General features: G+C 35.4%; 14 protein-coding genes. 12 read left to right on the top strand and 2 right to left on the bottom strand.

The features are described 5' to 3' along the window. Positions 1-99: 99 nt before the first annotated feature. Positions 100-876 (bottom strand): enoyl-ACP reductase FabI, encoded by a 777-nt coding sequence (locus tag MKZ17_RS13900; protein ID WP_340724326.1) that lies wholly within the window; start codon positions 874-876, stop codon positions 100-102. Positions 877-1076: 200 nt separating this feature from the next. Then, positions 1077-1325: a ferredoxin gene (locus tag MKZ17_RS13895; protein WP_340724325.1), complete on the bottom strand. Its 249-nt coding sequence runs from the start codon at positions 1323-1325 to the stop codon at positions 1077-1079. Positions 1326-1427: 102 nt separating this feature from the next. Between MKZ17_RS13895 and MKZ17_RS13890 the strand changes: the two genes are divergently transcribed. The 12 genes from MKZ17_RS13890 (at position 1428) to rpsA (ending at position 13443) form a co-directional block, all read left to right on the top strand. Continuing rightward, positions 1428-2465 (top strand): helix-turn-helix domain-containing protein, encoded by a 1038-nt coding sequence (locus MKZ17_RS13890; protein WP_340724324.1) that lies wholly within the window; start codon positions 1428-1430, stop codon positions 2463-2465. Next, positions 2465-3910 (top strand): RecQ family ATP-dependent DNA helicase, encoded by a 1446-nt coding sequence (locus MKZ17_RS13885; RefSeq protein WP_340724323.1) that lies wholly within the window; start codon positions 2465-2467, stop codon positions 3908-3910. The genes MKZ17_RS13890 and MKZ17_RS13885 overlap by 1 nt, the downstream gene beginning before the upstream one ends. A 79-nt stretch (positions 3911-3989) precedes the next feature. Next, positions 3990-4670 carry a LysM peptidoglycan-binding domain-containing protein gene (locus MKZ17_RS13880; protein WP_340724322.1) on the top strand — a complete coding sequence of 227 codons (681 nt, stop codon included), beginning with the start codon at positions 3990-3992 and terminating at the stop codon, positions 4668-4670. 80 nt (positions 4671-4750) lie between these two features. Next, positions 4751-5500: a metallophosphoesterase gene (locus MKZ17_RS13875; protein ID WP_340724321.1), complete on the top strand. Its 750-nt coding sequence runs from the start codon at positions 4751-4753 to the stop codon at positions 5498-5500. A 132-nt stretch (positions 5501-5632) separates the two neighbouring features. Further along, positions 5633-6598: a YpdA family putative bacillithiol disulfide reductase gene (locus MKZ17_RS13870; RefSeq protein WP_340724320.1), complete on the top strand. Its 966-nt coding sequence runs from the start codon at positions 5633-5635 to the stop codon at positions 6596-6598. A gap of 12 nt (positions 6599-6610) precedes the next feature. Then, on the top strand, positions 6611-7576 hold the full coding sequence (locus tag MKZ17_RS13865; RefSeq protein WP_340724319.1) for an asparaginase: 966 nt from the start codon (positions 6611-6613) through the stop codon (positions 7574-7576). A gap of 170 nt (positions 7577-7746) precedes the next feature. Beyond that, the gene (gene prsW, locus MKZ17_RS13860; RefSeq protein WP_340724318.1) at positions 7747-8418 is read left to right on the top strand and encodes a glutamic-type intramembrane protease PrsW; all 672 of its coding nucleotides are present in this window, start codon (positions 7747-7749) and stop codon (positions 8416-8418) included. A gap of 77 nt (positions 8419-8495) precedes the next feature. Beyond that, positions 8496-9317: a spore cortex-lytic enzyme gene (sleB, locus tag MKZ17_RS13855; protein ID WP_340724317.1), complete on the top strand. Its 822-nt coding sequence runs from the start codon at positions 8496-8498 to the stop codon at positions 9315-9317. 12 nt (positions 9318-9329) lie between these two features. Further along, the gene (locus MKZ17_RS13850; protein ID WP_340724316.1) at positions 9330-10613 is read left to right on the top strand and encodes a PepSY1/2 domain-containing protein; all 1284 of its coding nucleotides are present in this window, start codon (positions 9330-9332) and stop codon (positions 10611-10613) included. Positions 10614-10706: 93 nt separating this feature from the next. Continuing rightward, a complete protein-coding gene (locus tag MKZ17_RS13845) occupies positions 10707-11360 on the top strand; it encodes a flagellar brake protein (protein ID WP_340724315.1) in 654 nt (217 codons plus the stop codon). Between the two features lie 148 nt (positions 11361-11508). Then, positions 11509-12183 carry a (d)CMP kinase gene (gene cmk, locus MKZ17_RS13840; protein ID WP_340724314.1) on the top strand — a complete coding sequence of 225 codons (675 nt, stop codon included), beginning with the start codon at positions 11509-11511 and terminating at the stop codon, positions 12181-12183. A 114-nt stretch (positions 12184-12297) separates the two neighbouring features. After that, positions 12298-13443 (top strand): 30S ribosomal protein S1, encoded by a 1146-nt coding sequence (gene rpsA, locus MKZ17_RS13835; protein WP_340724313.1) that lies wholly within the window; start codon positions 12298-12300, stop codon positions 13441-13443. Positions 13444-13713 lie beyond the last annotated feature (270 nt).

Below are 13713 nucleotides of genomic sequence, written 5' to 3'. Positions count from 1 at the left end.
ATAATGTAATGTAAACAATATTTGGTTTTATTTGCAAAAATGCATTATATAAATTATAAAAAATAAGCGATTTCACAGAGGAAGTGAAATCGCCAACGATTAACCCATAATATGATAGCCACTATCAATATAGATCGTTTCACCTGTGACTCCACGAGAAAGATGACTAAGCATCACGATCGTCATATCTGCGACTTCTTCTTGATTTGTATTACGTTTTAGTGGTGCAGTTTCTTCAATTTTATGCAAAATTTGATTGAAACTTGGCACCCCTTTTGCAGCCAATGTGCGGATAGCTCCAGCAGAAATAGCATTCACACGAATATTATCCGCGCCGATATCTGCTGCTAAATAACGCATTGAAGCTTCTAATGCTGCTTTAGCTACGCCCATTACGTTGTATCCCTCAAGCACACGTTCTGCTCCTAAATAAGACATCGTTACGATTGAGCTACCTTCTGCCAGATATGGTTTTGCTGCTTTTGCGACTGCAATTAAAGAATAGGCACTTGTATCTTGAGCGAATGCATATCCATCACGGGTTGTTTCAAAAAATCGGTTGTGTAAATCTTCTGCATTTGCAAAAGCAACTGAATGCACGATTCCATGAATTACTTGAAACGTTTCCCCGATTTCTTGGAACGCTTTTTTGATGCTTTCATCGCTATTGACGTCACATTCAACAATTGCCGTTGTATGCTCTGAATAATTAGCTAATAATTTTTCAATTTTTCCTTTTGAACGCTCTTTACGATAAGTGAAGATAACATTTGCCCCAACATCAAATAATCGTTTTGCAATCCCCCATGCAATACTACGTTCATTGGCAACACCCATTACGACAATATTCTTTCCCTGTAATTGTAATAAATCCATCCCTACACCCCTAGAATAGTTAGTTGTTATTAGTACCTGCTACTAGAAATAACTATAACATTCGTGAAATTGATGTGCAATAAGTTTTTTGTAAAGGGATATGATTAAAATGGTTGAAGTGCATCATGAACTATAAAACTCCGCAAAAAAAAACGATTCCTTAATCAATAAATTAAAGAATCGTTTTGCTAACATACATATTATTCAAATTTTAAAGAATCGCCATCAAATTTTTCTTCTGCCACTTTAATAGAATCCGTTGGGCAGCCTTCGAATGCGTCTTGCATATCCTCTAATAGATCTTCTGGAACTTCAGCAGTACCCATGTTATCATCTAAAATAACGAAAGCAATTCCTTCATCATCATAATCATAAATGTCTGGTGCAGCAGCGCCGCAAGCGCCACAAGCAATACATGTGTCTTTATCTACAATTGTATATTTTGGCATTGTTACCTCTCCTTTGTCCGTTCGCTTCCATTAAGCTCTTATTTATTCTAAATGTGTTTTAAATACATTTCAACCTAATACTACGAAAATGAGGGATTTGATTTGCTAATTCAACAAATTCTTTTAAAAATATTACTGGCGTTCTCACAGGAAAGAACGATTTCTGCTGCCTATCATCTATTAAAAGGGAAACGTTCTGGTCAAACGATTCAAGATGTTGGTCTCTTTAAATTGTACCCTTATTTTGGGTTATTACCTAAATTATCTCGGAAAAAATTCGATGAGCAAATCGATTTATTGTTTGCAAAAAATATGATTATTATAGAAGAAACAGGTTATTATACGATGACTGAGATAGGTATAGAGCTTGCCAAAACACCACTTACTGTATCATTTGATGGCTGGCATTATCGCGGAAATGAGCATCTCTTTTTTAGTCGTTTGTCACTCATAGTACAAAGCTTGTCCTATCAAGTAAGTCACGTAAAGGTATTTATTCCAATTGAACGAAATGAAACTGTTCAGCATTGGGTACGTCAATTTTTAATTCAACATCATTATCAAACAAAACTATTACAAAAGCCATTTTATGAGGAAATCGAAAAAAGTCTTACTAGCTTACTAATCGATGATCAAGTAAAAGATATTTTAATCTATCGTTTATCAGGCTATGAGGAAGTTGGTTCAACGTGGCAGCAACTTGCGTTCAGTTTCCATCTACAGGAGATGGATGTACAGCTTTTATATATTAGTGGTTTACATATGTGGTTAAACGAAATTAATCAAAAGTCTTCACATTATCCGTTGTTACAACATGTGGCTACAAATATTCGCGTAGAGACTTTATTGACTTCTTCCGCAAATGAAACAGCAAAGCTTTATAAAAAAGGGTATTCAATGGATGAAATTGTACATATTCGTCGTCTAAAGGGAAGTACGATTGAGGATCATCTTGTAGAAATGGCAATGAATGATGACAGCTTTTCGATTGAACCTTTTGTATCGGTTGAAGATCAACAATTAATATTAGCTGCAGCTGAAGACTATGAAACGAAAAGACTTAAAACGTTGCGAGAAATACTACCACATGTTAGCTATTTTCAACTTCGATTAACATTAGCGAAAGGAGCAAAAGTTTAATGCAATTAGAGCAAATGCTACAACATTATTTTGGTTATGAAACCTTTCGACCAGGCCAAAAAGAGATTATCGAAAAATTAATCGCTGGACAAGACGTTGTGGCAATATTACCTACTGGAATGGGGAAATCACTTTGCTACCAATTGCCGGGTTATGTATTTAATAAGCCAGTTTTAATCGTTTCCCCGCTATTATCGTTAATGCAAGATCAAGTAGATCAATTAAAACAAATGGGTGAAAAGCGAGTAGTAGCACTTAATTCCTTTTTATCTACGCAACAAAAAAACTATGCGCTTCACTTTCTTCACGAATATCGTTTTATTTTTATTTCACCTGAAATGCTTATTCAACCACAAGTGAAGGAGAGGCTATCAACTATGGAACTCTCATTAATTGTGGCGGATGAAGCGCACTGTATTTCACAGTGGGGCTTTGATTTTCGTCCTGATTATTTACGTATTGGGGAGGCTATTTCTAAAAAAAATCGTCCACCAATTTTGGCGTTATCTGCCACAGCAACTGACGATGTACTAAAGGATATTACCGTGTATTTACAGATGAAAGAATATTTCACCTATATTCATTCGGTGAACCGACCAAATATTCATTTAGTCAAAAAGCATTTTACCCAAAAGGAAGAGAAATTAATGTGGATTGTAGAGCATGTTAAACACTCAGCAGGTCCTGGCATAATTTATACCCAATCACGTTCGAAAGCGGAAACAATCAGTTTACTTCTAATGCAACAAAATATTGCGGTAGCAGCTTATCACGCAGGTAAAGATATGCAAGATCGTCAATTTATTCAGCAACAATTTTTATCGGGAAAATTGGAATGGATCGTCGCGACGAATGCATTTGGCATGGGGGTACATAAAGATGATGTTCGACAGGTTATTCATGAAATGATGCCTTCTACCATTTCTAATTATATGCAAGAAATTGGGCGTGCAGGGCGTGATGGAAAATCTGCGGTAGCAATTTTATTGTATTGCGAAGGAGATGAACAGTACGCCAAGTTTATCGTGACGGAGGATTTACCAAAGGAGTCGCAAATAACTCGTTATATGGAATATGTTATCCGAGGTGAACAACCAAGTGCTATGCTAAGAAACGGAGAAATATCTGAAGTTGCATTTCGTGTATTGAATTATTGGTTGGAAAAAGAATCAGTAGAAAGTGTGAAGCAACGCATGCAAAACTTACAAATGAAAAAGTACGAAGAAGTGTTAGAAATGCAAAGATTAATAGAAACGTCAAATTGTATGCGTAAACAGTTAGTTGCATATTTTGGTCAAAAACTTTTAACTGAACAAGAAAATTGCTGTTCCGACTGTGGTGTGGAGCTTTCAAAGCTAATCCATGAACGCCAAGAGAATAGCCTGAAAAATGAAATGACAAATTGGCAACAAAGATTGCACCAAATCCTACTACGAAACTTGTAAACTGGTGTTATACCGTTTACTTTTTTGTAGAAATTCGTCATAATATATTTATATGTTATAGGAGTTGGAGGTAGCTACCATGACAAAAGAAAATTACCGCGAGAAGGTAGAAAAGCATCGTCAAGAGATTGAATTACATAATGAATCAGTTTCCAAAACGTCTCGAGTTAGCCGGCATCGTAAACAAAATGAAAAAAAACAAAAAAACCCAATCATGACCATATTGGTTGTTGTCTTTATTTTTATACCACTGGGCATTTTAGGCTATGTCACATTTATATTTGATCCAAGTGCATCGACTGCAGAAAAAGTAGAGAATGAAGAAAAGGATCAATTAGTTGAAATTCATAAGCAAGACCCAAAAGAAACGGCGACGGCTATTACAGAAAATGACGACGATAAAGAAGAAGAAAAAGATTCAGAAGCTGCTTTAAATGATGAGAAGGAAAAAGAACGTTTAGCAGCAGAAGAAGCGAAAAAAGCGGAAGAAAAAAAGTTAGTTGATGAAAAGAAAGCGAAAGAAATAGAAGAGTCCCAAAAAATAGCTGCTCAAAAGGCGAAAGAGCAAGAGGAAAAGAAAAAAGCTGAGGCACAAGCTAAGCAAAAAACACATACTGTACAATCAACAGACAATTTATATCGTATTGCTTTAAAATATTATGGTAACGGAAGTCCTGCTAATATTGAGAAAATTAAAGCTGCGAACAATTTATCATCAGATAGCATTTCGGCAGGTCAAGTATTAGTTATTCTTCCGTAGCTTGCCCTTTGTACACCGAATATGAAAAAGACGAACCGTTTTTGGATCTCGTCTTTTTCTTTTGAATTGGAGGAAAATATATGACGGTTATTATAATCGTCGTTGTTGCTGGTATTCTTTTACTGTTGTTCATGTGGAAGCAAGCAAATGAAAATAATATCCGTAAACACGTCATACACGCAGAAGGCATCGAAGAAAAGGTCCGTTTATTTTTTATTTCGGATACGCATGCACGAAAGATAAATGAAAAGATGATTGCCTCAATTACAGAACCAATCAATGCAGTCGTAATTGGTGGAGATTTTGTAGACCGCCGTACCTCTGAAAGAACGATAGATGAAAACATACAATTGCTAAAAAAATTAGGGCCTGTTTATTTTGTATGGGGGAATAATGATAAAGAAATTGGCGAAAAAAAATTACGTCAATTATTTCAGCAGCATCAAATTACAATTATTGAAAATGACTCAATTGAACTAGCAAGTGAAAATAAACTTGCGCTTAGCGGTGTTATATATAGTCCAAGTGAGCAGAATATTAAAGAGGCATTAAATCAATGTAAGGAAGCATCTACAGTTTTTGTTGCCCATAATCCTGAGCAGTTCCCAGTCGTGTATCGTCATTTTAAGCCGCTATTAAGCTTAGCTGGTCATTTACATGGTGGGCAAATTCGCCTCGGACAATATGGAATTCAGCCACATGGTTATTTTAACCAAGTAGATGGCTTATATAAATTAGTCAGTAATGGATATGGGACGACGCTACTCCCGATACGACTTGGAGCAAAGCCAGAATGCCATATAATTGAAATAAATTTCAAGCAAAATTAAACTACAAAAATAAAATAGCAGTATAATAAAGTGAAACTCAATCTGCGTTTTTCTGATTGTTAGTTGAACCGTGTAGTACGGGCAATTAAAGGTACTGCAATGAAAGTGTGGAAGTATTAAGGAGATGTTACTATGCAAAAAGTAGACGCAATCATTGTTGGAGGTGGCCCATGTGGGTTATCAGCAGCGATTGAACTACAAAATATTGGTTTATCACCAGTTGTAATAGAAAAAGGAAATGTTGTTAATGCAATTTATAATTATCCAACACACCAAACCTTTTTTAGTACGAGTGAAAAGTTAGCGATTGGGGATGTACCATTTATAATTGAAGAACGCAAACCAAAGCGAAACCAAGCGCTTGTTTATTATCGAGAAGTTGTAAAGGCGAAAAAAATTAAGGTGAATCGTTTCGAAATGGTAAAAAGTGTTGAAAAAAATCAACATACCTTCGTCGTACAAACTGATAAAGAAACGTATGAAACACCTTATGTAGTGATTGCAACAGGCTACTACGATCATCCGAATTATTTAAATATACCAGGTGAAGATTTACCAAAGGTTCACCACTACTTTAAAGAGGCACATCCATTTTTTGATATGGATGTATTAGTTATTGGTGGGAAAAATTCAGCAATTGATGCGGCGTTAGAGCTAAATAAAGCTGGCGCACATGTAACCGTTATTTACCGTGGTGCCGATTATTCACCGAGCATTAAGCCGTGGGTGTTACCAGAGTTTTTAGGGTTAGTTCGAGATGGTGAAATTACGATGCATTTTAATGCGAGTGTCAATGAAATCCGTGAGCAGGAGGTCGTTGTGACAATCGATGGAGTCAAACAAAAAATTGATAATGAAGTTGTATTTGCGATGACCGGCTATCACCCAGATCACAGTTTTATTCGTGCAATGGGGGTTGAAATGGATGATGAGACTGGGCGTCCGTTTTATCATGTTGAAACAATGGAAACAAATGTTGAAAACTTATTTATTGCCGGGGTACTGGCAGCAGGTAATAATGCAAACGAGATTTTTATAGAAAATGGCCGTTTCCACGGAGGCTTAATTGCAAATAAAATTGCTATTGACATTAAATAAGAGGTGAATGTTTTGAAGAAAAAAGTGGCTTTAATTACGACTGGGGGTACAATCGCTAGTAAGCGAAACGATAAAAACAAATTAGAATCGGGTAAGCTTGATGGGAATGCGATTTTGTCGATGTGCCAACTTGAAAATGAGATGAATATTGAATTAATTGATCTATATCAAATCCCTTCGATGCATATGACATTTGAAAATTTAAATCTCTTAAATCGAACAATTCATCGAGTATTCGAAGATCCTTCTGTAAGTGGTGTCGTTGTTACACATGGCACAGATAGTTTAGAAGAAACGGCTTACTTTTTAGAGCTAACTGTAAATGATGAACGACCAATTATTATAACGGGTTCACAAAAATCACCTGAAGATATAGGAACAGATGTGTATTCGAATTTACGTAATTCGTTATTGGTTGCTTCTAGTGATCAAGCCAAAAATATCGGAACATGTGTTGTATTCAATGAGAAAATTATTCACTCAAAATATGTAAAAAAGGTCCATTCTTCAAGCATTAATGGGTTTGGCGCAATTGGATATGGAATGTTGGGCTTTATAGATAATGATGAGGTTGTCATTTATCAAAAGCCAACCAATAAAGAAGTATATGAAATTCAAGAAACTTATCCTAACGTTGAAATTGTACTTGCTTATTTAGGTGCAAGTTCAATTATTTTGGATGCATTATATGATGCAAAAATTGAAGGTCTTATTCTAGTTGGTGCTGGACGTGGTCAAATAACACCAAGGATGACAAACACAATTGAAAAGCTATGCCAGAATGGGACGAAGGTCGTTTTAACTACTTCTACTGAAGAGGGACGGGTATTCCCAACTTATGATTATTATAGTAGTGCGAATAACTTAAAAGATCAGGGCGTTATTATGGGTGGCGACTTTGAACCGAAAAAGGCGCGATTAAAATTATTGTTAATGCTTGCAAATGCAAACACAGACTTTGATTCCTTTATGCATTAATAAATTTAAATCTTGAACGCTCGGCATATAATACGTCGAGCGTTTTTATTTTTTAATCTATGCCCTCATTTTTACATAATTGGAAATGTTAAATAGTAATATGCGCATCACTGTAATGCACTAAAAAGTGTTATACTTATAGTACGTTATAAACGAAAGGAGCCGGCACTATGTTCATACTATTATCAGCAGCCATTGCGCCGGGTTTAGCCCTTTTAAGCTATTTTTATTTACGCAATCAAATGGATACAGAGCCTAGAAGAACATTGTTACATTCCTTTCTTTATGGTGGCATTGTTACATTTCCGGTGTTATTCATCCAATTTATTTTAGAAGAAGAGCAAACCTTTACGAATCCATTTTTAATAAATGTTACCTTTACAAGCATACTAGAGGAATTTGTAAAGTGGCTAATTATATTGGCGATTATTTTAAATCATGTAGAATTTGATGATCCATATGATGGCGTTTTGTATGGAGCAGCAGTTTCGTTAGGCTTTGCGACAGTTGAAAATGTCATTTATTTATTGTCATTTGGAATTGATCAAGCATTTATGCGTGCTTTATTACCTGTTTCAAGTCATGCTTTATTTGGTGTTGTAATGGGCTTTTATTATGGAAAAGGTAAATTTTCTACAGAGAGTATTCAAAAAAAATATATTGCATTAGCCCTTTTTGCGCCAATGGGCTTACATTTTATGTATAATTCAATTTTAATGCTGGAAGAATATTTTTTGTATGTCATGTTACCGTTTATGTTTTTCTTATGGTGGTTTGCGCTAAGAAAAGTGAAGTTAGCACATGAACATTTAGTAGAACATTTATCTCGTCAACAAAATTAAATAATTGATAAAAAGCTATTTAGATATTTATTTCATCTAAATAGCTTTTCTTATGTATAAAAATCTCTATTTTTTACATGCTACTGAAAAAAAGGAGTGAAAAAACTTTGAAAAAAATAGTGCTTTCCGTTTTAATACTGTCATTAAGTTTTTCAATAAACGCATCAGCATTTTCGAATCAAGAAGTGCAACGTGGTGCATTTGGTGATGATGTTATTGAATTACAGGCACGATTACAATACTTAGGCTTTTATCATGGGACAATTGATGGAAAATTTGGCTATGGTACCTATTGGGCATTACGCAATTTTCAAGAGCAATACGGTCTACCAGTTGACGGAATTGCAGGAAAAACTACAAAGCAGAAACTCGTTAATAATTCCGATTTTGATAAAGCATATGTGCACAAGCAAATTGAGTCTGGCAACCGATTTACGTACTATGGTGGAATGCCGCTTGAGCAGCAAGTGAAAAAAGGAGGCGGTGGAGGTGGAGGTGGAACTGGTTCTAATTCAACGACTTCAATACAACTTCCACCAAACTATACGGAGCAGGATTTACAGTTAATGGCTAATGCAGTTTATGGGGAAGCGCGTGGTGAGCCATATGAAGGACAAGTCGCTGTAGCAGCGGTAATTTTGAATCGATTAGAATCCCCAGAATTTCCTGATAGTATTTCAGAAATCATATTCCAACCACTTGCATTCACTGCAGTAGCAGATGGTCAAATTTGGTTGAAACCAAATGAACGTGCAAAACAAGCTGTTTTAGATGCAATTAACGGATGGGATCCTTCTGAAAATGCACTCTATTACTTTAATCCAGTAACAGCAACAAGTAAATGGATTTGGTCAAGACCACAAATCAAACAAATTGGCGAGCATATTTTTTGCTTGTAAGAAGGTGGTTTAATGAAAAATTTATCGTATTTATTAGGTTTATTAGTTGTGATTTTAGCCTTTGTTGCCTATGATTTTTATGATAAAAATAAGCAATTAGAGCGCGCGGTATATGCGACTCAATCGAGAGATTTATCAACAGCTACTGAAAAACTATCTTTACTGCATCAAACAATTTCTCAATCATTATTATTCCAAGATGAACGGGCGTTAAAAACAGAATTAGACTCAATTTGGCGAATGAGTAGCGAATTAAGAAAATCAGTAGCAAATTTACCATTACATCAAGAAGTTCAAAATGAGTGGTTACGCTATTTAGGTAAAGTAGGAGATAGTGCAAAGCAAGCCGCTACTACCGGTGATATAGAAAACTGGAAAAGTAAAATGACAACTGTCTCAACCAACTTACAATCCTTTGCGGAAGAATGGAAAGTTGCCACAATTCAATTTTATGAGAACGATGGTGATTTTTCTAAATGGACAAATAATAGTACAACAGACTTAAAAGATTCACCATTTCTTCAAGCATCGAAACAATTGAAGTCATATAATGAAACGGATTTCCCGTTAACGGCTAGTGAATCAGATTATGAAAAGAAACGAGATTTACAGCATTTAAAAGATGAAAAAATAACGAAAAAGCAAGCGATTGAAAAATTAAAGACCTTCTTCCCTGAAATTAATGATGCGGTCGTAACGGTTACGAAAAGCAGTGACGATGCACCCTATCCGTTTTATCATATTCAATTTATTAGAGGCTCAAGGATAGGCTATGCAGATATTACTGAAAAAGGTGGCCATTTACTATCATTCTTATTAGAGCGACCAGTGTTAAAAAATCCGCAGTCTCATGAAAACATTGCAAATGCTGCCCAACAATTTATGAAAAAAGTAGGGTATACGGATGTAGTGCTTACTGAATCTCGTGAAAATCATGAAGCATGGCACTATGTGTTTACACGTGTTCATGGTGACGATCAAGCGCTTGTCTATCCGGATAGTATTCAAGTGAAAGTAGCGAAGGATAATGGGGAAGTACTTGGTGTAAACGCAATGGAGTATATACAAGAAGAGGTAATTCCACAGCAGGGTGAAATTCCAATTGATTGGGATACGTTTTTTGCGGAAAATGCGACAGTAGAAGAAGTGAAAAAAATATATACAGCGAACCAATCTCTACAGCTACGTAAATGCTATGAAACGATTGTACGATTAGACAATAAGTTGCAGGATACATTCCGTATCGTCATCGATGTAGAAACACATGAAGTAATAAAAACAGAAAAATTACATTAACAATTACCAATTTTTCCATAGTAACATATAGCTAATTTTTCTATCCCGTGAGATAATGGTATTATCAATCTTTTATAGCACAGGGAGAAGCAAATGGAACTTAAAATTGGTACGCTTTTAACTTTAGAACCAACTTATACGGATCGCATCGAAAAGTTTCGTTGTAGAATTGTGGAGCGACAAAATAATATAATTTTTATTGATTATCCAATCAATGTTATGACGAATAAAACGGCATTTTTAGTAGATGGAGCACAATTTCGAGTAACATTTACAACAGATAAACGAGAGAATTTTTGCTTTAATACGGAAGTTCTAGGCCGTAGAGGTGGCGATATTCAGATGATTTTGTTGTCATGTCCTCCAGAGGATGAATTTATAAAAATCCAACGAAGAGAATATGTTCGCGTAGAAACACCTGTTGATGTTGCAATCGAGCATAATAATCGTTACTATCAATTGGTTGCAGAAGATATTAGTGCTGGTGGTATAGCCATTCATTTAAAATCACCAGTTGGATTTACTGAAGGAGAAATTGTAAAGCTTGTTATTGTTCTTCCATTTGCTAATGGTGATATGCGTTATGTTGAAACAGAAGCAAATGTCGTGCGTATTTTTGAAAGGGATGATGTTAACATTGCATCCATTCAATTTACGAATACAGATGACATTGATCAACAACATATCGTTCGCTTTTGCTTCGAGCGACAATTAATGATTCGAAAAAAAGAGTTAAATGAAATTTAATGGAAATGAGGGAGATCTAAGGGTGAATACTTTTTAGATCTCTTTTTTCGTTTAAAATAATTCATCGTTTTTTACTTGAAAAAGTGCTGATTAAAGCGATATCTATTTTAGGATATGATACAATATCAACTGAAAGTAGGGATATTTTATGGCAAAAAAAATTCAAATTGCAATTGATGGCCCAGCAGGAGCTGGGAAAAGTACAATTGCTAAAATTGTAGCGGAGGCATTGCAATTTACTTATATTGATACAGGTGCTATGTACCGTGCAGTAACGTATAAATCTATGAAACAAAACATACAATTACATGACGCAGTGGCGATCGAAGCAATGCTACATGATACAACAATCGCTTTAGAGCCATCTGAGCAAGGCCAATTAGTATTTTTAGATGGTGAAGATGTATCTCAAGCTATCCGTTCCAATGAAGTGACAGCAAATGTTTCACAAGTGGCAGCTCATGCAAATATTCGTGAAATTTTAGTCGCGATGCAACAACAACTTGCTGCTAATGGTGGTGTTGTGATGGACGGACGTGATATTGCAACACATGTATTAAAAGATGCTGAGTTGAAAATTTTTATGTCAGCAACTGTCGAGGAGCGTGCACGTCGCCGTTTTATCGACAATGAGCGTCGTGGTATTCCGTCAACGATTGAATTACTGCAACAGGAAATTGCCTTACGCGATAAACTAGATAGTGAGCGAGAAGCATCACCACTAATCCAAGCAAAGGATGCATTATTTTTAGATACAACAAACCTATCAATTGATGAGGCAGCGGAAGAAATTTTAAAGCTTGCAAAAGAAAAAATGGCTTAAATCGATGGTTATTGTATGCGTAATATGAAATTTCTGAAATAAAAGGGATATTTTTTGTCTTTGTAGAACTTTTCGAATAAAATAAAAAGTGGAATATGCGAAGGAGGGTTACATATGTCTGAGGAAATGAATTTAGGGTCAAACCAACAATTTCAAGAAGGAGATATTGTGAAAGGTGTTGCTGAGCAAGTAGAAGAAAAGTCAGTAACAGTTTCAATCGAGGGAGCACCTTTTGATGGAATTATACCGATTAGCGAACTTTCAAGCTTACACATTGAAAAAGCTTCTGATGTTGTATCTGTAGGAGATCAACTAGAGCTAATGATTACAAAAGTAGAAGAAGAAAATTTTGTTTTATCTAAACGTAAAGTAGATGCACTACATGCTTGGGATAAATTAGAAGCAAAATTTGCATCAGGCGAAGTATTCGAAGCAGAGGTAAAAGATGTAGTGAAGGGCGGACTTGTAGTTGATCTAGGAGTACGTGGCTTCGTTCCAGCTTCACTAGTTGAAGATTATTTTGTAGAAAAATTCGATGACTATAAAGGAAAAGTATTAAGCTTTAAAATTACAGAATTAGATAAAGATAAAGGACGCCTTATTTTGTCTCACCGTGCAGTTTTAGAAGAAGAAAAAGCGTCTAAAAAGCAAAAAGTTATTCAAACAATCCAAGAAGGCGACGTTTTAGAAGGTAAAGTACAGCGTTTAGCAAACTTTGGTGCTTTCATCGACCTTGGTGGAATTGATGGTCTAGTCCATATTTCGCAAGTAGCACATGAGCATGTAGATGATGTTTCAACTGTTCTACAAGAAGGACAAACAGTAAAAGTAAAAGTTTTATCTGTAGATCCACAAAATGAGCGTGTATCTTTATCTATTAAAGATACCTTACCTGGACCTTGGTCAAATATTGAGGAAAAAGCTTCTAAAGGTACAGTATTACCAGGTGTTGTGAAGCGTCTTGTAACTTTTGGTGCTTTTGTTGAAGTATTTCCGGGTGTAGAGGGGCTTGTGCATATTTCTCAAATTGCACACAAACATATTAATACACCACATGAGGTATTAAAAGAAGGCCAAGAAGTAGAAGTGAAAATATTAGAAGTGAATGAAGCTGAAAAACGTCTCGCTTTAAGCATTAAAGCATTACAAGAAGCGCAAGAAGACGAAGAAAACTTCGAATATGAACTACCTGAAGAAAATACAGGGTTCTCATTTAGCGATGTAATTGGTGACAAATTAAAGGAATTTACGAAAGAATAATTGTTTTCGAATAGAAATTTAACCTTTTCATATGCCTTTTACTACGCTGAAATAGTCAGCTATTGCAAAGTGAATAGGACAAGCATGAGAAATGAGTTTTATATACCCGTTTTAAATTATGTTTGTCATAAAGTTGTTAGTTTGAGTACCCTCAAGCTAACAACTTTTTATTTTCCCGTTTAATGTTATGGATGAATACATTTACATAAGTGGACGATGCATTTTGAATGTTGTGAAAAAATGATATAATAGACAAATTCGTGTATAATA

The sequence above is a fragment of the Solibacillus sp. FSL R7-0682 genome, from assembly GCF_038005985.1.
Lineage (GTDB): Bacteria > Bacillota > Bacilli > Bacillales_A > Planococcaceae > Solibacillus.
Note: the sequence above shows the minus strand (reverse complement) of the source record. Positions and strands in the feature narration are given on the sequence as shown.